The sequence below is a fragment of the Lacrimispora brassicae genome, from assembly GCF_054772055.1.
In genome coordinates this window covers 1-21,297 of sequence record NZ_BRYH01000037.1, presented here as the reverse complement: position 1 = coordinate 21,297, position 21,297 = coordinate 1, and the positions used below count along the sequence as shown (strand labels likewise).

The following is a 21,297-nucleotide window of genomic DNA, read 5'->3' as shown; positions in this document are numbered from 1 at the left end:
CTTTATGTCCAGAAAGCGTGGACAATAATTTGGAACGCCCTGCGGGCATACCTCTATGTCCAAAAAGCATGGACAATAATTAGGAAATCAGGAGGCAGGATATGAGAGAAAAGATATTGGCAATTATTGAGAAAAACAGCAGGATTGATTTAAAGGATCTGGCGATTCTTTTAGGAGAAAGTGAGACCGCCATTGCCAATGAGATCGCCGAAATGGAAAAAGAACATATCATATGCGGTTACCACACCCTGATTAACTGGGATAATACCAGTGATGAAAAGGTTATGGCATTAATTGAAGTCAAGGTCACTCCTCAGAGAGGTATGGGATTTGATAAGATCGCTGAACGCATTTACCAGTACAGCGAGGTGAATGCCGTTTATCTCATGTCCGGCGCCTTTGATTTTACGGTTTTCATAGAGGGAAAGACCATGAGACAGGTCGCCCAGTTTGTATCGGATAAGCTGTCTCCCATGGAATCGGTGCTTAGCACGGCCACTCATTTCGTTTTAAAGAAGTATAAGGACCACGGAACCGTTCTTGCTGAAGGGACAACCGATGAAAGGATGTTGATTACGCCGTGAGAAATCCATTATCAGATCGAATCGTAGAGATTCCGCCCTCAGGGATCCGCAAGTTTTTTGATATAGTCAGTGAAATGAAGGATGCCATCTCCCTGGGTGTGGGAGAGCCTGATTTTGACACGCCCTGGCATATCAGGGAGGAGGGAATCTATTCTCTGGAAAAAGGGCGGACGTTTTATACCTCCAATGCAGGTTTAAAAGAATTAAAGACGGAAATATGCAGTTATTTAAGCCGGCGCTTTGCTGTTACATATGACCCGGACCATGAAGTCATGGTGACAGTGGGCGGCAGTGAAGCCATTGACATTGCCCTCCGGGCCATGTTAAATCCGGGGGATGAGGTGCTGATTCCACAGCCCAGCTATGTTTCCTATGTTCCCTGCACCATTCTGGCAAACGGCGTTCCGGTTATTATCGACCTGGAAGCAAAGGACCAGTTTAAGCTGACCGGTGAAAAGCTGCTGGAAAAGATCACTCCAAAGACCAAGGTGCTGGTGCTTCCGTTCCCCAATAACCCTACGGGAGCTGTTATGAAAGCGGAGGAGCTGGAGGAGATCGTTAAAATCGTAACAGAGAAGGATTTATTTGTAATATCCGATGAGATCTATGCGGAGCTCACCTACGGAAGCGACCATACTACCATTGCCGCATTTCCCGGAATGAGGGACAGAACCGTGCTCATTAACGGCTTTTCCAAATCCTATGCAATGACCGGCTGGCGTCTTGGCTATGCCGCTGCTCCCAGGGGGATCCTGGAGCAGATGTTAAAGATTCACCAGTTTGCCATCATGTGTGCGCCTACCACCAGCCAGTATGCTGCGGTAGCTGCCCTGCGTGAAGGAGATAAGGATGTTCAGATGATGCGGGAATCCTATGACCAGAGACGCCGTTATCTGATGCATGCGTTTAAGGAAATGGGAATGGAGTGCTTTGAGCCTCATGGTGCATTTTATACGTTCCCATCCATCAAGCGGTTTGGTATGACCTCCGATGAATTTGCCACCAGGCTCCTTCGGGAAGAAAAGGTGGCAGTGGTGCCGGGGACTGCCTTTGGTGACTGCGGAGAAGGGTACCTGCGCATTTCTTATGCATACTCCCTGGAGAATCTTAAGGAGGCATTAAGCCGCATGGGCCGATTTATCAAGAGACTGGAGGAAAAAGCGTAAGCATATGAATATTGTATTATTGGAACCGGAGATGCCTGCCAATACAGGAAACATCGGACGGACCTGTGTGGCAACGGGTACAAAGCTGCATTTGATCGAGCCTCTGGGCTTTAAGCTCAATGACAAGCTGATCAAGCGCGCCGGGCTGGATTACTGGGATAAGCTTGATGTGACCGTGTACAGCGATTATCAGGACTTTCTGGACCGAAATCCAGGAGCCAGGATCTATATGGCTACAACAAAAGGGCTTCATGTGTATTCAGAGGTGGAATATGAACCGGACTGCTTCCTCATGTTTGGCAAGGAGAGCGCCGGAATTCCGGAAGAGATCCTTTTAAAGAATCAGGACCGCTGTGTCAGGATCCCTATGTGGGGGGATATCAGATCCTTAAATTTATCCAATTCTGTTTCCATTGTGCTGTATGAGGCTTTAAGGCAGAACGGCTTTGAACGTATGACCATGAAGGGGGAGCTTCACAACCTTCAGTGGAAGGAATAAAAAATTACCGGGCAGTCTTTTCTTGTTTGTTCATAAGAAAAGACTGCCCGGTTTTTATTACTGCTTTTTTCTTCGCTGCAGTCAGGAAAACGGCTCTCATCATGGGGTGCCGGCCTTTGGCAGGCTGAAGATGAATTCCGATCCAACCCCTTCCGTGCTGACCACATCGATATTTTCTCCGTGGGACTGGATGATCTCTCTGACAATGGCAAGGCCAAGGCCTGTCCCCTTCTTATCCTTTCCCCTGGATAAGTCTGTTTTATAGAACCGCTCCCAGATCTTTTTCAAGCTTTCCTTTGGGATGCCGATTCCCGTGTCCTTAATGGAAATAAAAATCTTCTCATACTTTCCAGAAGCCTGTATATAGATGGTGGAATCTGCATGGCTGAACTTTAAGGCATTGTCTATGAGATTATAGAGGACCTGCTGTATTTTTCCAAGATCCCCATAAACCATCTGAATACTTTCAGAAAAAGTTAAATCAAAGGTGATGTTTTTTTCATTGCAGGTTCCTTCAAAGGAAGCAGCCGTATCCTTAATGACCCGGTTGATGTCAAAGCTGGTGCGGTTCAAATACCCCTTGCTGTCAAGGGAATTAAGGGTCAGAAGCCCCTGGGTCAGCTTATTTAAACGGTCAGTTTCTGAAATGACCCTGTTTAAATACTTCTCATGCATTTCCGGCGGTATGGTTCCGTCAAGGATGGCTTCCAGATAGCCCTTGATGGAGGTCAGAGGGGAGCGGAAGTCATGGGAAACATTGGCGATAAAGGTTTTCTGATATTCCTCCATCTTGCCAAGTTCCGTGGACATATAGTTAAGGGTTGCGGCTAAATAGCCCATTTCATCTCTCGTATGCACCTCAATGTGGTGCTTTAAATTTCCCTGAGCGTATTCGTTTGCTCCGGCCGTGATTTTTTTAAGAGGAAAATAAACATTTTTTGTAAAGACCAGGAGGATGATCAGGGAAAGGCCGAACACCGCCGCCGATGTAACATAGACGATGTTTAAAATTCCATCTCTCTCCATTCTCAAATAGGATAAGGGCAGGTGGATCACCACGTAGCCGTGGGTGGTGTAGTTTCCCGTAATAGGCGCATGGACGCTTAAGACATCATAGGAGAACTGATGATAGTAGTCGCCGATGATGTAGGATTTGTTGCCCATAAAGGTAGGGTCAAAGTTTTCAATGACCTGTCCCTGCTTGTCAGACTGAGCGCTGTCCGATACCACCTTGCCCTGCCGGTCCACGATCCATATCTGGGCGTGAAGATAATTGGCCTCCTTAACAAGCTCCGGATAGGAGGAGGACAGGCTCATATCCCTGCCATAGTACATGCCGCTGTAGGAGGAGGCGATCTGAGTGGCCTCGTCATACAGGGATTCGGAACGGCGGCCAAGGAGGTATTGGTCCGTGATCTCAGAGGAAAAGGTGGCAATGGTCACAAATCCAAGGAGACCGAACAGCAGATAGCCCAGGATGAATTTATAATAGAGAGAATGTGTCATCTAGCGCTTCACCTCAAATTTGTAACCGATCCCCCAAACCGTTGTGAGAGCCCAGCCTGTATGGTCCTTGATCTTTTCCCGAAGCCGCTTGATGTGGACGTCAACAGTTCTGGTATCACCGATGTATTCATATCCCCAGATGTGGTCTAAAAGCTGCTCCCTGGTAAACACCTGGTTTGGGGAGGAGGCCAGGAAATAAAGAAGTTCCAGCTCCTTTGGGGGCATCTCGATGGAATGGCCCATATAGATGACGGAATAATTGGTAAGGTTGACAATAAGGTCCGGATATTCCACATAATCACCCTGATGGTCCGTATGAAGGGCGGCAGGAACAGGGGTCGTCTGGTAGCGCCTTAAAACAGCCTTTACACGGGCCACCAGCTCCTTGGAATCAAAGGGTTTGATCATATAGTCGTCGGCGCCCAGCTCCAGGCCAAGGACCTTGTCAAAGACCTCTCCCTTGGCGGACAGCATGATAATGGGAACCTGGGAGGAGGAGCGCATCTCCCGGCAGACCTGATAGCCATCCATGCCGGGAAGCATCAGGTCCAGGAGCACCAGGTGAGGCCGGAATTCCGGAAAGACCCGGAGTGCCTCCTCTCCGTCGCCTACGAGTTCTGTTTCATAGCATTCTTTTAACAAGTATAGGGAAATTAATTCTGCGATATTGCTGTCATCGTCTACGATCAATATCCGCTGTTTTTCTGCCATAATGGCCCCCTTTCTCAAATGATTCACATGAAGGCAGCAACCCAGGTGGATATGTCTGCATATCCATTTGGCAGCCGCCCATAAAACACCTTACAGCCTGCAGCCGGGTATTTTACTTGAATGAAACGATGGTTACGCCGGAATCTCCTTCGCCGAAGACCCCAAGCCGGAATTCTTTTACATATTTTAACCGCTTTAAGTGCTTGTGCACCGCATTTTTTAAGGCTCCCGTTCCCCGTCCGTGTACCACCCGCACCTGAGGAAGGTGGGCCAGGTAGGCATCGTCTAAGTATTTATCCAGTTGGGGAATGGCTTCATCAGTAGTCATTCCGATCAGGTTGATTTCCGGAGAGATGGAAAAGGATTTGGATATGCGGGCAGAACTGCTTCCGCTTCCGGCTTTTCTAGAATCGCTTCCGGAAGGGGGGGAAAACGACTCTTCGTGGAGCAGTTCCAGATCCGAAAGGTTGACCAGGGAACGAAGGATGCCCATCTGCACGTAAAGATCTCCCTTGGCATTGGGAAGAGAACTGACAATCCCGTTTAAGTTCATGCTTAAAACCTTTACGCCGTCTCCCAGCTTCAGTTTTTGAGGGTCGATCTGCTTTCCGGGCTGTTTTTTCTCGTTTTTTAAAGAAAGGGAGGAATCCACATCCTGCAGTTTGTTCCTTAATTTGCTTCGCTGGACCTCCAGCTCCTTGCTGACGCCAGAGTCTGCGGCCAGCTTGTTAATGCTCCGTATGGTCTGGTCTGCCGTTTCTTTGGCATCCCGGAGAATCCTCTGGGCTTCCTCTTTGGCTTCCCGTATCATATGATCCCGCCGTTCATCAAACCGTTCTTCTTTCTGGGTCAGACGGGCCTTTAGCTGTTCCACTTCCAGCTTATAAGAAGCGATCTGGGTCCGTTCCTTTTCAATGGTAACCCGGTTTTCTTCCAGGTGGGTCAAAAGGTCTTCAAAGGTTTCATCCTTTGCTTCCAGATTGGTCTTTGCATCCTCGATAATATAATCCGGAAGTCCCAGTTTTTTGGAGATGGCAAAGGCATTGCTTTTTCCGGGCACGCCGATTAAAAGGCGGTAGGTAGGTTTAAGGGTCTCCACGTTAAACTCGCAGGAGGCATTTTCCACTCCGGGAGTTGTAAGGGCAAACACCTTTAACTCGCTGTAGTGGGTAGTTGCCATGGTGCGGCATTTCATGTTGTGAAGGAATGTCAGGATGGAGATGGCAAGGGCCGCCCCCTCCGTAGGGTCGGTTCCTGCACCCAGCTCATCAAACAGGCAGAGAGAATTGCTGTCTGCCTGGCCCAGTATATGGACAATATTGGTCATATGGGCGGAAAAGGTGCTTAAGCTCTGTTCAATGCTCTGTTCATCTCCGATATCTGCAAACACCTCGTCAAACACTGCCAGTTCAGAACCGTCAAATGCCGGGATGTGAAGGCCGGACTGCCCCATAAGGGTGAATAAGCCCACTGTCTTTAAGGAAACTGTCTTTCCTCCCGTATTAGGGCCGGTTACGATTAACAGGTCAAAATCCCGGCCAAGATGGATGCTGATAGGAACCACTTTGGAAGGGTCCAAAAGGGGATGGCGTCCATCCTTGATGTTTATGATCCTTTTTGTGTTAAATGCCGGTTCGCTGGCATTGTAGTGTCTGGATAAGGCTGCTTTTGCGAAGATAAAGTCCAGTTTCGTCAGGATTTCAAAATCCGTTTCCAGCTCCTCAAGATAAGGGGCAAGCTGGTTGCTTAAATCGGCCAGGATCATTTCGATCTCTTTCTGCTCCTGGATTTCCAGAGCCCGAAGGTCATTGTTAAGCTTTACGATTGCCATTGGTTCGATAAAAAGCGTGGAGCCGGTGGAGGACTGGTCGTGAACCATGCCGGATACCTGGGATTTGTACTCGGATTTCACCGGGAGGCAGTAACGCCCATCCCTCATGGTGATCACCGCCTCCTGAAGGTAGGTCCGGTTGGAATTTAATATGGAGTTTAGCTGGGTATGGATCTTGTCGTTGATAGAGCGCATGGAGCGCCTTACATGATGAAGCCCCGGACTGGCATCATCGCTTACATCCTCTTCGGAGAGGATGCAGCGCTTGATTTCCGTGTTGACCGGGGTCAGGGGTTCCAACAGTCGGAAGAATTCCTCCAGAGAGTCCTCCGGCAGTTCCGAGTCTTCATGGCGTCCATAGGCTTTAACCCTGGCTGAGGTGGTAAGAAGGGAGCTGATGGAAAGAATCTCCACCATTCCCAGGGCACTTCCTACATCCAGGCGCTTTAAGGAAGGCCGGATGTCCCTCACGCCTCCAAAGGAAATGCTGCCCTTCTGACGCACTCTTGTGGCCGCATCGGTGGTTTCCTTCTGGGCCCTTACGATCTCATGAAAGTCCGTTGAAGGGACCAGGTTCCTGCACAGCTCCTTGCCGGAGTCGCAGGAGGCGTACTGGGCAAGCTGTGCGATGATTTTATGATATTCTAAAGTTTTTAATGCTTTCTGATTCATATATTATACCTTATTTATTCTGCTTTCTTTACACTGTGGTCCGGTGATGATAGTATCTGTTACAGTATAGCATATTTGGGACGAAAACTGCAATCCTCAGGTTACTTTTCCTGCCGGCTTCTGTGGGCGGGGCTGCAACAGGATCAATCAGCCGCCTTGCTTTCCTTAGTATGATTCATTTGGAATTGAAATATCATAGAAGGCCAATAATACAAAAATCTTGAAAGATCATTGGGCTGATGGGCCAAAGTTCTCATGTTTTTCTTGCATTAAGGGCCGAAGGACCTTATAATAGTATTTAGGTCTTCTGCAAAGGAGGGTTTGTATGCCGGAAAATAACGGGCCAGACGATAAAAAGTCCGAGCCTCGTCAGTTTATCAATGAAAAGATAGTGAGACAGCCCATGTCAAAAAGGGATATGCTAAAAAGGGCTTTGGGCCTTTTTGCGACTGCGGTTATTTTCGGAATCGTTGCAGCGGTTACTTTTGCCGTATCCCGGCCTGTAGCTGAAAGATTTTTTGCAAAAGGATCCACCAGCGAAAGCGTTCCTGTTACCATACCAAAAGATGACCCTGAACCGGTGCCTTCTGAGCCTGAGACCGGGTCTACGGTGGCGGAGACAGAACCCATTGAAGATATTTTAAAGTCTGCCATGGAGAAATATCCATTTTCAGTGGATGATTTAAATACCCTGTATGGAAACTTAAGATCTCTGGTCCAGAAGGCGGACAAGGGAATCGTCACAGTCCATTCCGTTAAGACCCAGACAGACTGGTTTAACAACCCTGTGGAAAACTCCGGCCTGTTTTCCGGAGTGATCATCGCTTCCGCAAATCAGGAGCTTCTGGTGCTGACACCGGATGGGGCGGTGGAGGATGCAGAGGCCATCCGCGTGGTATTTTCCGACGGGACAGAGGTCCAGGGAACCATTAAGCAGACCGACAAGCATTCCGGAATGGCCATCGTAAGCATTTCCACGGCGGATCTGGGCAGAGCTTTGCTGGAGGAGATTAAGGCCATTGAGTTGGGAAATTCCTATTCCGTGAGACAGGGGGATCTGGTTGTGGCCATCGGCGGCCCTGCCGGCATGGTTCATTCTGTTGGATATGGATTTATATCCTATATAACGAAAAATGTGCAGGTTACGGATGGAATAACGCGTATCCTGTATTCCGATGTGAAGGGGAATGCCAAGACAGGCACCTTCCTCATGAACACGGCCGGTCAGATCATCGGCTGGGTGACTGATGAACATAAGAATGACGGAAACAAGGATATGACGGCAGCCATGGCCATATCCGATTATAAGAGCATTCTGGAAAAGATGAGCAATGGGGTGTCATTCCCGTACTTTGGAATCAAGGGACAGGAGGTAAGCGCTGTCATGAACAGTAACGGTATGCCTCTCGGGGTGTATGTGGTTGATGTGAATGCGGACAGTCCTGCCTACAATGCCGGGATCCAGTGCGGTGATATCATAAAAACCATGGGAGATGAAACCATCATTACCATGAAGGACTTCCAGTCAGTGCTTGAAAGTTCCAATACCGGAGATGTGATTCCTGTGAGTGTTTCCCGCAATGGAAGGGAAGAATATAAAGAGATACAGTATCAGGTAACCATTGGAGCCAGGTAATCGTCCTGGCTTCCTTGTTGCCTTAGGTTGAAGGAATAACGTCTTTTAACCTTGAGTTTATGAAGCAACTGGATATGCAGGCATATCCGTTTGCTATGTTAGTGTTTAGAATGTGGAGGAAAACAATGAGGTATGTAGAATCATTCCGTGAAGGAATGCATGTTTCAGATGTGTATTTATGCAAAAATAAGCAGATTGCCCTAACAAAGTCAGGAAAAGAATATGGGAACCTGATTCTTCAGGACAAGACAGGGACCGTGGATGCCAAGATTTGGGATCTGGGTTCTCCGGGAATCGGGAATTTTGAAACTCTGGATTATGTATACATAGATGCAGATGTAACCGTTTTCCAGAATTCCAACCAGTTGAATATCAAGCGGGTCAGAAAGGCGGAAGATGGGGAATTTATCCCTGGCGATTACCTTCCTGTTTCCGGGAAAAATATCGGACTTATGTACGAGGAATTTTTAGGTTTTATCCGGACGGTTAAGAATCCTCATTTAAGAAAGCTTCTGGAAAGCTTTTTTGCGGAGGATGCTGCGTTTGCCAAGGCCTTTCAGTTCCATTCTGCGGCAAAAAGCGTTCACCACGGCTTTGTGGGCGGACTTTTGGAGCATACCTTAAGTGTTGTAAAGCTGTGTGATTATTATGCCGGCTACTACCCCCTCATTAACCGGGATCTGCTTATAGCCGCTGCCATGTTCCATGATATCGGCAAGACCCGGGAGCTTTCCACATTTCCGGAAAATGATTATACCGACGACGGCCAGCTTTTGGGCCACATCATCATTGGAACGGAAATGGTGGGAGAGAGGATCCGGACCATCCCAGGATTTCCGGAAAAGACGGCTACCGAGTTGAAGCACTGCATTCTGGCCCATCATGGAGAGCTGGAATACGGTTCTCCCAAAAAGCCTGCTTTGATCGAAGCCCTGGCCTTAAATTTCGCGGATAACACGGATGCCAAGATGGAGACAATGATTGAGGTGTTAAAGGGAGCGGGAGACAACAACGGCTGGCTGGGATTTAACCGGCTGATGGAGAGCAATATAAGGAAAACATCGGAATAATGAAGAGTGGCGCATCAGGGATTTTTGGAATCCTGGTGCGCTTTTTTCGTTTTCATGGAAATGCCTTATAGAAAGCATAAGCAAATTTTAGAATTTCTTTCGTTTTCTTTGACATTCCATTTAAGATTGCTTTCGTATCCTTTATATTGAAGTAAAAAGTGTGAAAATGTGGTATCATAAATGGGATGTTACAGACGGCAGCCCAATTATTTGTCAGGTAAGGAGAGAGAACATGGAAGCAAACCACATCTTGTTGGTAGAGGATGATAAAGAGATCAGAGAAGGGATTGAGATATATTTAAGGAGCCAGGGATACGAGGTGTTTCAGGCGGCGGATGGTGTGGAAGGCCTTAAGGTTTTACAGCGGGAAGAAATCCATCTGGCCATCGTTGATGTGATGATGCCCCGGATGGATGGCATCACTATGACTGTGAAATTAAGGGAAACCTATGATTTTCCTGTGATCATCCTGTCGGCAAAGTCTGAGGAAGTGGATAAGATCATGGGACTTAATATCGGCGCAGATGATTATGTATCAAAGCCCTTTACCCCTATGGAGCTGTTGGCAAGGGTGAATTCCCAGCTCAGGCGTTATAAAAAATACATGGATATGCTGGAAGAAAAAGAACAGAAGGAGAAAAGCAATGTTTATTCCATTGGAGGCCTGGAGCTGAACGAGGATACGGTAGAAGTGACCGTGGATGAAAAGCCGGCAAAGCTGACTCCCATTGAATTTAAAATACTCGCCCTTCTCATGAAAAATCCGGGAAGAGTGTTTTCGGCGGAAGAGATTTATGAACGGGTCTGGAATGAGCGGGCCATTAACACGGATACGATCATGGTTCATGTAAGGAAGATCCGGGAAAAGATCGAGATCAATCCGAAAGAGCCGAAATATTTAAAGGTGGTGTGGGGAGTTGGATACAAAATTGAGAAACAGGCATAGGATCAGCGTAGTTCTGGCAATGATTGTGGTTTTGCTGGCAGCATCGGTCATGGTGGGGCTTTACCCCTTTTTTAAAAATGAGTCAGCCAGATATGAGGAGCCTGTTTACGGACAAGATGAATTCCTTAGGCATCTGGTGCTTGGCAATTACGTGCTTTATCTGGAACAAGCCCAGTATGAACAGGGCAGTGTCATCTCTCCGTTCCAGTTTTATTTCCCACAGGCGGAGGAAGAATTAAAGGACGCCATGGCTGTCCAGGCGGTTCCAGGGGAAGTAGAAGCGGAGATCGCAGCAGGCGGGGAGATCTTGGCAGATGCTGTGGAAGAGCCCAATGAACGGACTGCACAGGAAGAGCGCTATGTGTATTTAAAAGAACTGCGCCAAAGCTGTGTCATGGAATATGAATCCTGGAGCCGGTATTTTGGCGGCATGAGAAATTTCGTGGATTATCAGATCCTTGATGCTGGCGGTAAAGTTTTGGCCGATCATGCGGGAGGCCGCTCCATAGCAGGCAGCAATGAGTATATATTTAAGGCAGTGCTCCGGTATGATGATCTGGGGCGCATGGAGGCAGGGGATGTAAGCGGAGCAAATGGAGTCAGGCTTTTGAACACTTTGGTGACGTTAGGCGGCAAGGATCCCATGAGCGATTACTATTGGGATCAGTATCGTTACGAGACGGATATGAAGCTGAAAAACCCAAGAAATGTTACGTTTGCTTATGGAATGAGGCCCCAGCAGATCACCGCCTTTGAAGAGGAGAGAGAAACTGTCTGGAACGCCTATAATTACTCCGGCAGCGTTTCCAGGATATTTATCGGCCTGGTCTGTGCCGTAGTGATCGCAGCCTTTTTCTTCTCCTGTCTTGACCCGGGCCTTCCGGATGTCAGCAGGCTTTTAAGAACGCCTTTGGAAATCGTTGCAGGAGTGGGCTGCGGCGCCATATTTTTTGGAACAGGGCTTACAAATCTTGTGGCAGTGACAAACAGGGGAGATTTATATGATGCTCTTTTACGGGCCAATTTCCTGCCACTGGTTGCCAGGATCATGGTGAAGTTCTGGAATCTGATGTGGTGGTCCATCCCCTTTGCAATTATCTATTGGGCGGTCATATGCAGCCGTGACGTCATCCGGATCGGCTTAAAGCGTTACATTCATGAACGGACTCTGTGCGGCTGGTTCTGGCAATGGGTGAAGGACCTTTGCCATAAGGCTTATACATTTGTAGGGAATATCAATCTGCAGGAGCGGTCGGACCGGACCATTTTCCGGATCGTGGGAGTGAACTTCATTATCCTGGCCGTTCTTTGCAGCCTGTGGTTTTTTGGGATCGGCGCCCTGATTCTTTATTCCATAGCCCTGTTTATTATCATGAGAAAATATTACAGGGATTTAAGTGAAAAATACAGCATCCTTTTAAAGGCCACAAACCAGATTGCAGAGGGAAATTTAGAGGTTTCCATAGAAGAAGACTTAAGCGTGTTTGAACCATTTAAAAAGGAGATACAAAAGATCCAAAGGGGATTTAAGGTGGCGGTCGGTGAAGAAGTGAAAAGCCAGAAGCTTAAGACCGACTTAATCAGCAACATGTCCCATGATCTGAAAACTCCCCTGACCGCGATCATAACTTATGTAAACTTACTAAGGGATGACCGTGTGACGCCGGAGCAGAGGAAGGCTTATATTGACATACTGGAACAGAAGTCCATGCGTTTGAAATCCCTCATAGAGGACCTGTTTGAGATCAGCAAGGCCAACAGCAACAATGTGACGCTGAATCTGGAGGATGTGGACATTGTCAGCCTGTTAAAAGAGGTCAGCCTGGAGCTGAGCGATATAATAGAGGAATCCACCATTGATTTCCGGTGGAATCTGCCGGATGAGAAAATCGTCCTTCCTCTGGACAGCCAGAAAACCTACCGGATATTTGATAATTTGCTGACCAATATCATAAAGTACGCCATGCCCCATACAAGGGCATACATTGGCATGAAGAAGGAAGGAGACTATGTGGTCACCACCTTGAAGAATGTTTCGGCTGCGGAGCTTACCTTTAATCCGGATGAAATAACCGAACGGTTTGTCAGAGGAGACCAGGCCCGGAATACGGAAGGGTCCGGCCTTGGAATGGCCATTGCAAAGAGTTTTGTGGAGCTGCAAAATGGAAAGCTTCAGATCGAAGTGGAGGCAGATTTATTCCGGGTGACCATCCGCTGGCCTATTTTACAGGATTGATGTTTATGATATAAAAGAATGGAAACTGGTTTAAAACTTCTTGAAAACGGGGAGGGAACTGTTTATACTATAGATAAGCACAAGCCCATGAACAAACGGGTTTAAGAAAGAGGGAATACCCTTGGGATACCCTTTTAAACCCGGTAAGGCGGGGCTGGCTCTGCCTGCAAGGCGCGGGCAGAAAATCAGGAAAGAGAGGGTTACGGTTATGATAATACAGAGCAGACGGGTCTGGATTGCAGGACAGTTTATCCCGGCACAGCTACAGGTGGAAGATGGAAAGATTAAGCTGGTCCGTGACTACGGAGAGATGGAAGCAGACCAGGATTATGGCGATGACAGGATCGTTCCGGGGTTTATTGATATCCATACCCACGGGGCGTATGGATATGATACCAATGACGGGGAACCGGAAGGACTGCGGGAATGGATGAGGCGGATACCGGAAGAGGGGGTCACCTCCATTCTGCCAACAACTGTCACCCAGATGCCGGATGTGCTGACTAAGGCAGTTGCCAACGTGGCGGCTGTGGCGGAAAGCGGATACGAAGGGGCGGAGATCCTTGGAATCCATTTTGAAGGGCCTTATCTGGATATGAAGTATAAGGGGGCCCAGCCGCCGGAAGCAATAGCGTCCGCCTCTGTAACGCAGTTTCAGGAGTATCAGGAAGCGGCAAAGGGCATGATTAAATATATTACCCTTGCTCCGGAGCATGATGAGGATTTTACCCTGACAAGGTATTGCAGGGATACCGGAGTGGTGGTGAGCATGGGCCACTCGTCTGCTACCTATGAGCAGGCGCTTATGGGGATTGCAAATGGGGCGACTTCTATGACTCATGTGTATAATGGTATGACGGCTTACCATCACCGGAATCCGGGACTGGTAGGGACTGCATTCAGGGTGAGGGATATATACGGCGAGATCATTTGTGATGGGTGTCATTCTCATTTGGCGGCGCTTAATAATTATTATACTATAAAGGGGAGAGATCATGCCATTATGATTACGGATTCTCTTTGCCCAAAGCATTGCCCTGCGGGAAGTGATTATCAGTTAGGTGGTCATAGCATTGAGATCAGGGAAAATGGCCTGGCTTATTTGAAAGGGACGGATACGATTTCTGGTAGTACGCTGAAGGCGAATAAGGGGTTGAAGATTTTGGTGGAAGAGGCTATGGTGCCTTTTGACTCGGCACTGAATTCTTGTACGATTAATCCGGCCAGGTGTCTTGGGGTGGATGATAGGAAGGGAAGGCTGGTTGCCGGATGTGATGCGGATATGGTGGTTTTAAGGGATGATTATGAGGTGGTTCAGACTTATTGTAGAGGGAGGGGGATGTTGTAGAAGTGGTGGAGGGAGGAGATAAGATGGGGAATAAAAAAAGTTTGATGGTGTGGCCCGTGGGGGCGCAGTGCTCAAGCTCGAATCCGCTGCGCTCCTTCTCGCTTGACGGCTGTCGCCGTATGTCTATAAAATCAAAAACGGCCATAAGAATGCTTGCATTCTTATGGCCGCTTTCGTTTTTATAGACGCACTGCTCGTAGCTTTACAATATCCGTACATTTTTTAAAGCTCCTGTTTTGGAGAATTCTGTCCATTCGCATACGTTTACGGCGTGATCGCCGATACGTTCTAAATACTTTGCTACCATCAGTAAATCAATGCACTGATCTATATGCTCATTGGAGTTTTTTAACAGATCCACTACATCATTTTTTACCTTATCGAATAATTCGTCTACCACATCATCCTGTTGTTCTATTTTTTGTGCAATCTCTAGATCCTGATTGATGAAGGCTTCGATGGAGCAGCGGACCATTTCTCTGGCGGCGGAGGCCATGGAAGGGATGTGGCGGACTACGTGGTAGACGTGTTCGCCTTTAATGCGTAGGATGAGCTCGGCGATGTCGGAAGCGTGGTCGCCGATGCGCTCTAGATCTGTAACTACCTTCAGGGCGCTGGAAACTACACGTAAGTCTCCGGCAACAGGCTGCTGGCGGAGGATGATGGACAGGCAGCGGGCTTCGATGGAGCGTTCCAGATCGTTGATGGTACGGTCCCCTTTTATGATATCTTCCGCTTTTTCAAAATCCTGATCTTCAAATGCTATAAAGCACTGTTCAATGGAGGTTTCAACCATACGCCCCATTTCTTTTATGTCATAGTTTAAGAGGTTTAACTCATGTTCGTAATTAACTCTTGTTGTCATTTTCTGTTCTCCTTTTTTGTTCTATATATAAAATGGATCATCCGAAGCGTCCCGTGATATAGTCTTCGGTTCTTTTGTCCTTTGGAACCGTGAACAGCTCCGTGGTGGAAGCGTATTCCACTACCTCTCCCACAAGGAAAAAGGCGGTATAATCGGCGATTCGGGTTGCCTGCTGCATGTTGTGGGTGACGATGGCAACCGTGTATTTTTCCTTCAGTTCATCCATCAGGTCCTCGATCTTTAAGGTGGAGATTGGATCTAAGGCAGAGGTTGGTTCATCCATAAGCAGCACCTCCGGTTCAACGGCCAGGGCACGGGCGATGCAAAGGCGCTGCTGCTGGCCGCCGGAAAGGCCAAGGGCCGATTTTTTTAAACGGCTGGATACTTCATCCCAAAGGGCTGCTCCTTTCAGGCTTTTTTCCACAATTTCATCAAGCTCGGTTTTGTTTTTTATTCCATGGATTCTCGGGCCATAAGCCACATTGTCATAAATACTCATTGGAAATGGATTGGGCTGCTGGAATACCATGCCGATCTTTTTACGCAGCAAAGTGGTATCCACCCGGGGATCGTAGATGTTTTCCCCGTCTAAAAGAACTTCCCCTTCAATTTTTACGCTTGGTATCAGGTCATTCATCCGGTTTAATGTTTTTAAATAGGTGGATTTCCCGCATCCGGAAGGGCCGATAAAGGCCGTTATTTTATTCGTATAGAGATTTAAGTTCACATCCTTTAATGCGTGATTTGTCCCATAATATAAATTTAAATGGCTGGTAGTAATTTTGACTGTATTGGTATTCACGATTCTTTAACCTCCGTATTGAATTTATGAGACAGAAATTTTGCAAGTCCGTTTATTGCCAGTACGATGACCAGAAGGACAACGGCAATTGCGAAGGCCTGACCGTATTTTGCCTTTTGCATGCACAAGTAAAGCTGAATGGTCAGGGTGCCGCCTGATTCAAATACCTTTCCGAAGAAGTCCTTGGGAAGAAGATAACCGCTTCCAGCCGTAAAGAGAAGGGCGGCAGACTCTCCCACGATACGGCCGATAGCCAGGATGATCCCTGTCACAATGCCCGGCATGGCGCTGGGAAGGAGGATGGTACGGATCATGTACCATTTGGTGGCGCCGATGCCCAGAGCGCCGGAACGGTAGCTTTCCGGAACTGTTTTTAAGGCTTCCTGGGTGGTTCTGGTGATGAGAGGAAGGACCATAATGGACAAGGTCAAAGCGCCGGTGAGAATGGAATAGCCAAGGCCAAGGGTGATCCCGAAAAATACATAGCCAAAAAGACCGAAGATGATGGAAGGGATCCCTGATAAGGTCTCTGTGGTGAACTCGATCATGCGGACCACTTTTCCGCCCTTTGCATATTCGTTGAGATAAATAGCCGCGCCAACGCCTAAAGGGGTGGCGATCAGCAGGGTAATGATCACAACATACAGGGTGTTTACAATGTTTCCTATGATGCCGAAGGTGCCTCTGATGGTGCTGGGAACGGTGGTCAGGAATTCCACACTGATATAGGGAATGCCCCGGACAAAGACATAGCCCATAATTCCGATCAGTACCAGAATGGAGATGGAAGCGCATAAGTAAATGAGAACCGTTAAGACAGAATCAGAGATCCGGTTTTTCCGGTTATAAATGCTTTTTGTTGCAGCAGAATTTTTATGAACAGGGATTGCAATATCATTTGTCATGACGTTCCTCTCCTTTCTTTAACAGGTTGTTAAGGGTGATGTTAATCATCATGATGAAAGCAAACAGAATAAGACCGATGGTAAAAAGCACCTGCTTGTGAAGTCCGGCGGAATAGGACATCTCCGAAACAATGGCCGTGGTCAGAAAGCGGACCGAACTGAAGGGGAGAGGGAGATTTACTGAGCTTCCGGACACCAGGCTGATGGCCATTGCCTCACCGATGGCCCGCCCTGTTCCAAGGACGACTGCGGTGATGATACCAGATTTTGCTGCCGGCAGGACCGCGTTGAAGATGGTCTGGATCTTGGTGGCACCAAGGGCCAGGGAAGCGCTCCGCAAATGATTGGGCACAGCCCGGAGTGCAGTTTCACTGATATTGATAACCGTAGGAAGGATCATTAAGGCCAGCACTAAAACGGCGGAGATTAAATTGGCGCCTCCGGTAAACTGGTGGGTGGTGGAGCCTTCAAATATTTTTAATTCCAGTTTATACATGAAAGGGTTTAAAATCAGGATTCCAAGCAAACCATAAATAACAGAAGGAATGCCGGCTAACAGCTCCACTGCCGGACGTACCATATTGGTAAGCCTGACAGGAGCTACTTCAGCCAGGAAAACGGCAGTCATGACTCCAATGGGAACGCCGATCAAAATCGCCATGGCTGTTCCCACGATGGAGGTCAGAATGACATAGAGGATGCCAAAGCTTGGAACAGCGGCTTCCGGCTTCCATATGGTTCCGAAAAGAATATCCAGAATACCCACCTTAAAAAGTGCAGGAGTTCCGCTTATGATCATGTACAGACTGATTGAGGCCACGGCCAGAACGGCAAAGAAGCCGCAGACGGTAAAGATAACCTCTGCAGCGCGTTCTACCCCTGATTTACTTCCTTGGCCACTAAATATGGAATAAGATTTTGGTCGCATACAACAGCTCCTTTCAAAAACGGGGACGTAGCATAATCTTCTGGCCGCGTCCCCTGTAAAATATTATCCTTATGCAGTATGAGAAGAGTTCCTTTTTAATTAGTTTGCCGGGATCAAACCAACGGATTTTACTAACTCCGTTCCTTCATCAGAATGGATATAGTCAAACAATGCTTTTACCAGATCATTCTGCTCAGAGATCTCTCCCTTGGTAGCCATAACGAACGGGCGGCTTAAGAAATAGGAACCGGCCTTGATGTTTTCCGGAGTAGGCTCTGTGTCTTCCAGCTTCAGTGTCTTAACGGTATCGTCAAGAACGTCCAGGGAAACATAACCGATGGAACCTGGAGTAGAGGCGACCTTTGCCATAACTGCGCCGGTGCTGTCCAGCTCATTGCTGTATTTGCAGGCATCTTCCAGTTTTAACAGCTCTTCAAAGGCAGTTCTTGTACCGGACCCGGACTCACGTCCAATGACAACGATGGGCTGGTCCGCTCCGCCTAAATCCTTCCAGTTGGAGGTTGTACCATTGTAAATGCTGATCAGTTGGTCTTTTGTTAAGTTTGCGGTAGTGTTGGCCGGGTCAGAGATAACAGCGATACCGTCGATTGCAACGATGTTTTCAACAACGCCTTTTGCTTTTTCTTCATCTTTTAAATTACGGGAAGAATTACCGATATTGGCAGAACCATTGCTGACTGCTTCGATTCCTGCGCCGGAGCCTACGAACTCGGCCTGTACGGTAACATCCGGATATTTTTCCATAAAAATTTCACTTAAAGCGGTTGCGAACTTCTCCATAGAGGTAGAACCAACCATGCTGATAGAGCCTTTTAAATCGGCAGATGCCTCCCCCTTGGCGGTTGTGGATCCGGCAGAGGTTGTTTCATTGGAAGCGCCAGCCGCAGTGGTTGTATCAGGAGCCTGTGTTTCTGCATTTTTGCTGCCGCAGCCAGCTAAGGTTCCCATTGTCAGAACGGCCAATCCAGCAAATGCAAGTGCTTTAACAATATTTTTTTTCATAAATTACTTTCTCCTCTTTTCTTTTTAAAATTGCTTTCGCTTACATTATGGAGTATATCAGCCCTCAAATTTTTCTGATATCATGTTTTAGTATAGAAAATGTAAAGGTTGTGTAAAGGCTGTTTGCGCTCTTTTATTCTTACATTAGTATTTGCAGAATGGGAAAGCGAAATTCCCTTATTTCCGCCAGAAGACAAAGTCAGAGGGAAAAAGGCTGCCATAATTACAAAAAACAGCCTTTTTCGTGGAAAAATTAACGAAATGGACTGGACAGAATGGGAAGAAATATGGTAAATTGTAACGTGCGCTTATTTTATAGAAGAAATACAATAAATCATTCCGTAATTTGAGAACGGATACAAAGGATACAAGACAGGAGGGCGTTTTCATGGGAGCATATCAACTGAAAATCACGATCAAAGGCAGTAAGCCGCCGATTTGGAGAAGGGTTCTGGTACCGGAGGGGATGACCTTTGGAGAGCTTCACCAGACGATTCAGACAGCATTTGGCTGGTCCGATGGACACCTGTATGAATTTGAATTCCGTTCTGAAGGGATAAGGGTGGTTCCGGATAAGGAGAAACTCTCCTCCAAATTCCAATACTTTTTAAGTGATGAAACCATCGGCAGCCTGGTATCCGGTAACAACAAGTTTACATATACATACGGCCCTGACAGGAACTGGGAGCTTACGATCCAGGTGGAAGGTATGGTTGAGGATCATAAGGAAAGCTGGGGGCAGGTTGTTAAATCCAAAGGGGATGTGGTTTCCGAATCCTGCGGTAGCATTGCCGGGTATTATGAACTTTTGGAGTCAGGTTCCAAAGAACTGAAAGAAAATCATATGCCTGAGGTCAATAAACACTTGAACCAGGGTTGTGAAGCTGCTTCGGAAGAGGTCCTCATAGGAGATATTTATGACTGCTATGACAAGAACAGCATCCTTGAGATTGGAAAAAGACATGGCATGGGCGGGCTTTCTAAATTAAAAAAGGAAGAACTGGCAGAACGGACCATAGCTCATATCCTGGATCAAAAGGTAATGGGAGATTATTTCCTTTGTGCCCGTGATTCGGAAATTAAACTGTTTGAGCAGGTGGCAGAAGGTGATTTTCAGGTAACCTCCTTTGAAGTGGAAGAAATGGATTTTCTTTACGCAGGCGGCTATGTAACCGCAGGGGCTGACAATTATTTTATGGTTGCGCAAGAGGTAATAAAGGCATATAAAGAGGTGAACACTCCGGAATTTAAAGAAGAGCGTGAACGCCTCAGCAAGATCGGAGATTATCTCCGGGCAGCGAATTTCCTGTATGCCGTCACTCCGCCTCAGGTTCTCTTGGAAACTTTTAATAAATATGAAGATAAGAAGCTTACGGTAGATGAGCTTCTTAAGGCATGTGAGCTTCTTCAGTCATACCGGCCGGTGGCTGTGTACGCTGATGGAAACTTTATGACTGGGGCTTTGGCAGAGCAGAATGGCATGGAAGAATTACGGCGAAAGCAGAAGAAGGTTCCTTATTATATCCCTACCCAGCAGGAGATCCGTTTCATGGCGGACAATGGAGGCTTTTTAATGACCCAGGAATTAAGCCGGATGAGCAAATTCCTGACGGATGAAATGCACGTTCCCCATGAGAGGATCCCATATATTCTTCGTCAGGTACAGGCAGAGATCAGCATGGGCGGACAGCTTCAGGAAATTATAGATGGCATAGAGACTTTTGGGATCATTTTTGAAACGGATGAGCATATGGAAAGGTTCACAAGCATTATCACAGATGTATGGAACCATACCAGAATGGTGTTAAACAGAGGTCACAAGCCATATGAAATGGTGATGAAGGGCTTGGAAACCGTATCTGTCCAGCGCAAGAACCCTTCGAAAATCTATCCAAACGATCCTTGTTCCTGCAAAAGCGGAAAAAAATATAAGAAATGCTGTGGAAAAAGAAGGTAGATTTGTTAACCTGGGGTTCCGTCCTTTTCTAAGGGCAGAACCCCGTTATAATTATCATAAATTTTATGAAAGTTGTGTTTTTTTAAATAAATAAAAAAATTTGAAAAAATTGTTGACTTTTGTCAAAGGCTTTGGTATGATATAACTCGCCGCTGAAAACGGTGGCAAAACTTCTTCCAAAACACATCGATGATCGATGAGAAAGTTTTGAAAAAAATGGTTGACAAAAACAACCGGACATGATATACTTTAAAAGTTGCTGCTGCGACAGCGACACGAAAAAAGCACTTTGAAAACAGAAGATTGAACAGTATGTAAAACCCTGAAAATTCTAATAAAACAAGCCATGTTTGATGGCTTTGAATGAGAACAATTCAGAACAAATACAAGCAATTGTATACGAACCAAACAACAAGTAAAACGGGAAAAAATTAGCTAGTTTGTTGATTTTGACCCCGGATTGAACCGAATGGCAAGTCCAAGCGGTACGCTCATGAAGCTTTGCTTCATTCGCTGCCATTTGCTTCGCAAATGTTCGGAGATTTGCAAAAAAGTCCTTATGAAAGCTCGCTTTCAACAGACTTTTTCACCAATCACCGACCGCTTTCAAAG

General features: G+C 47.0%; 17 protein-coding genes. 9 read left to right on the top strand and 8 right to left on the bottom strand.

Going from position 1 to position 21,297, the window contains the following annotated elements; all coding sequences use genetic code 11:
- Positions 1-101 precede the first annotated feature (101 nt).
- From ACYVD3_RS17770 to trmL, 3 genes are read left to right on the top strand one after another with little or no spacing between them, the layout of a single operon-like run.
- Positions 102-584, top strand: coding sequence for an Lrp/AsnC family transcriptional regulator (locus ACYVD3_RS17770; protein WP_013271088.1), 483 nt, complete (start codon positions 102-104; stop codon positions 582-584).
- Positions 581-1,750 carry an aminotransferase class I/II-fold pyridoxal phosphate-dependent enzyme gene (locus tag ACYVD3_RS17765; RefSeq protein WP_460643824.1) on the top strand — a complete coding sequence of 390 codons (1,170 nt, stop codon included), beginning with the start codon at positions 581-583 and terminating at the stop codon, positions 1,748-1,750. Before ACYVD3_RS17770 ends, ACYVD3_RS17765 begins: the two co-directional genes overlap by 4 nt.
- Positions 1,751-1,754: 4 nt before the next feature.
- On the top strand, positions 1,755-2,249 hold the full coding sequence (gene trmL / locus ACYVD3_RS17760) for a tRNA (uridine(34)/cytosine(34)/5-carboxymethylaminomethyluridine(34)-2'-O)-methyltransferase TrmL (RefSeq protein WP_460643823.1): 495 nt from the start codon (positions 1,755-1,757) through the stop codon (positions 2,247-2,249).
- 99 nt (positions 2,250-2,348) lie between these two features.
- On the opposite strand, the gene ACYVD3_RS17755 is transcribed toward trmL, so the two are convergent.
- The 3 genes from ACYVD3_RS17755 to ACYVD3_RS17745 form a co-directional block, all read right to left on the bottom strand.
- Positions 2,349-3,755 (bottom strand): HAMP domain-containing sensor histidine kinase, encoded by a 1,407-nt coding sequence (locus ACYVD3_RS17755; protein WP_460643822.1) that lies wholly within the window; start codon positions 3,753-3,755, stop codon positions 2,349-2,351.
- Positions 3,756-4,466 (bottom strand): response regulator, encoded by a 711-nt coding sequence (locus tag ACYVD3_RS17750; RefSeq protein WP_460643821.1) that lies wholly within the window; start codon positions 4,464-4,466, stop codon positions 3,756-3,758.
- Between the two features lie 112 nt (positions 4,467-4,578).
- Positions 4,579-6,969, bottom strand: a complete 2,391-nt coding sequence (locus ACYVD3_RS17745; RefSeq protein WP_460643820.1) for an endonuclease MutS2 — start codon at positions 6,967-6,969, stop codon at positions 4,579-4,581.
- A 325-nt stretch (positions 6,970-7,294) separates the two neighbouring features.
- On the opposite strand from ACYVD3_RS17745, the gene ACYVD3_RS17740 reads away from it, so the two are divergent.
- The 5 genes from ACYVD3_RS17740 to nagA all read left to right on the top strand — a co-directional run bounded on the left by ACYVD3_RS17740 (position 7,295) and on the right by nagA (position 14,205).
- A complete protein-coding gene (locus ACYVD3_RS17740; protein WP_460643819.1) occupies positions 7,295-8,605 on the top strand; it encodes a S1C family serine protease in 1,311 nt (436 codons plus the stop codon).
- A 125-nt stretch (positions 8,606-8,730) separates the two neighbouring features.
- Complete coding sequence (locus ACYVD3_RS17735; RefSeq protein ID WP_460643818.1) at positions 8,731-9,675, top strand: 3'-5' exoribonuclease YhaM family protein; 945 nt, start codon at positions 8,731-8,733, stop codon at positions 9,673-9,675.
- Between the two features lie 232 nt (positions 9,676-9,907).
- A complete protein-coding gene (locus tag ACYVD3_RS17730) occupies positions 9,908-10,621 on the top strand; it encodes a response regulator transcription factor (RefSeq protein WP_460643817.1) in 714 nt (237 codons plus the stop codon).
- A complete protein-coding gene (locus tag ACYVD3_RS17725) occupies positions 10,593-12,857 on the top strand; it encodes a sensor histidine kinase (RefSeq protein WP_460643816.1) in 2,265 nt (754 codons plus the stop codon). Before ACYVD3_RS17730 ends, ACYVD3_RS17725 begins: the two co-directional genes overlap by 29 nt.
- 208 nt (positions 12,858-13,065) lie before the next feature.
- Positions 13,066-14,205: an N-acetylglucosamine-6-phosphate deacetylase gene (nagA, locus tag ACYVD3_RS17720; protein ID WP_460643858.1), complete on the top strand. Its 1,140-nt coding sequence runs from the start codon at positions 13,066-13,068 to the stop codon at positions 14,203-14,205.
- A 202-nt stretch (positions 14,206-14,407) separates the two neighbouring features.
- Here the strand turns inward: nagA and phoU are convergent, their stop codons facing one another.
- From phoU to ACYVD3_RS17695, 5 genes are all read right to left on the bottom strand, one after another.
- Positions 14,408-15,070: a phosphate signaling complex protein PhoU gene (gene phoU / locus ACYVD3_RS17715; protein WP_460643815.1), complete on the bottom strand. Its 663-nt coding sequence runs from the start codon at positions 15,068-15,070 to the stop codon at positions 14,408-14,410.
- A 37-nt stretch (positions 15,071-15,107) separates the two neighbouring features.
- The gene (gene pstB, locus ACYVD3_RS17710; protein WP_460643814.1) at positions 15,108-15,872 is read right to left on the bottom strand and encodes a phosphate ABC transporter ATP-binding protein PstB; all 765 of its coding nucleotides are present in this window, start codon (positions 15,870-15,872) and stop codon (positions 15,108-15,110) included.
- Positions 15,869-16,777 (bottom strand): phosphate ABC transporter permease PstA, encoded by a 909-nt coding sequence (gene pstA / locus ACYVD3_RS17705; RefSeq protein WP_460643813.1) that lies wholly within the window; start codon positions 16,775-16,777, stop codon positions 15,869-15,871. Before pstA ends, pstB begins: the two co-directional genes overlap by 4 nt.
- A complete protein-coding gene (pstC, locus tag ACYVD3_RS17700; protein ID WP_460643812.1) occupies positions 16,767-17,705 on the bottom strand; it encodes a phosphate ABC transporter permease subunit PstC in 939 nt (312 codons plus the stop codon). Before pstC ends, pstA begins: the two co-directional genes overlap by 11 nt.
- Before the next feature lie 99 nt (positions 17,706-17,804).
- The gene (locus ACYVD3_RS17695) at positions 17,805-18,728 is read right to left on the bottom strand and encodes a phosphate ABC transporter substrate-binding protein (RefSeq protein ID WP_460643811.1); all 924 of its coding nucleotides are present in this window, start codon (positions 18,726-18,728) and stop codon (positions 17,805-17,807) included.
- Positions 18,729-19,116: 388 nt separating this feature from the next.
- On the opposite strand from ACYVD3_RS17695, the gene ACYVD3_RS17690 reads away from it, so the two are divergent.
- Positions 19,117-20,685, top strand: a complete 1,569-nt coding sequence (locus tag ACYVD3_RS17690) for a plasmid pRiA4b ORF-3 family protein (RefSeq protein ID WP_460643810.1) — start codon at positions 19,117-19,119, stop codon at positions 20,683-20,685.
- Positions 20,686-21,297: the final 612 nt, after the last annotated feature.

Excerpts from the sequence above, each read along its gene's own strand:
- ACYVD3_RS17770 (WP_013271088.1), top strand. The coding sequence starts at position 102 with ATGAGAGAAAAGATATTGGCAATTATTGAGAAAAACAGCAGGATTGAT.
- trmL (WP_460643823.1), top strand. The coding sequence starts at position 1,755 with ATGAATATTGTATTATTGGAACCGGAGATGCCTGCCAATACAGGAAAC.
- ACYVD3_RS17755 (WP_460643822.1), bottom strand. The coding sequence starts at position 3,755 with ATGACACATTCTCTCTATTATAAATTCATCCTGGGCTATCTGCTGTTC.
- ACYVD3_RS17750 (WP_460643821.1), bottom strand. The coding sequence starts at position 4,466 with ATGGCAGAAAAACAGCGGATATTGATCGTAGACGATGACAGCAATATC.
- ACYVD3_RS17745 (WP_460643820.1), bottom strand. The coding sequence starts at position 6,969 with ATGAATCAGAAAGCATTAAAAACTTTAGAATATCATAAAATCATCGCA.
- ACYVD3_RS17740 (WP_460643819.1), top strand. The coding sequence starts at position 7,295 with ATGCCGGAAAATAACGGGCCAGACGATAAAAAGTCCGAGCCTCGTCAG.
- ACYVD3_RS17735 (WP_460643818.1), top strand. The coding sequence starts at position 8,731 with ATGAGGTATGTAGAATCATTCCGTGAAGGAATGCATGTTTCAGATGTG.
- ACYVD3_RS17730 (WP_460643817.1), top strand. The coding sequence starts at position 9,908 with ATGGAAGCAAACCACATCTTGTTGGTAGAGGATGATAAAGAGATCAGA.
- nagA (WP_460643858.1), top strand. The coding sequence starts at position 13,066 with ATGATAATACAGAGCAGACGGGTCTGGATTGCAGGACAGTTTATCCCG.
- phoU (WP_460643815.1), bottom strand. The coding sequence starts at position 15,070 with ATGACAACAAGAGTTAATTACGAACATGAGTTAAACCTCTTAAACTAT.
- pstA (WP_460643813.1), bottom strand. The coding sequence starts at position 16,777 with ATGACAAATGATATTGCAATCCCTGTTCATAAAAATTCTGCTGCAACA.
- pstC (WP_460643812.1), bottom strand. The coding sequence starts at position 17,705 with ATGCGACCAAAATCTTATTCCATATTTAGTGGCCAAGGAAGTAAATCA.
- ACYVD3_RS17695 (WP_460643811.1), bottom strand. The coding sequence starts at position 18,728 with ATGAAAAAAAATATTGTTAAAGCACTTGCATTTGCTGGATTGGCCGTT.
- ACYVD3_RS17690 (WP_460643810.1), top strand. The coding sequence starts at position 19,117 with ATGGGAGCATATCAACTGAAAATCACGATCAAAGGCAGTAAGCCGCCG.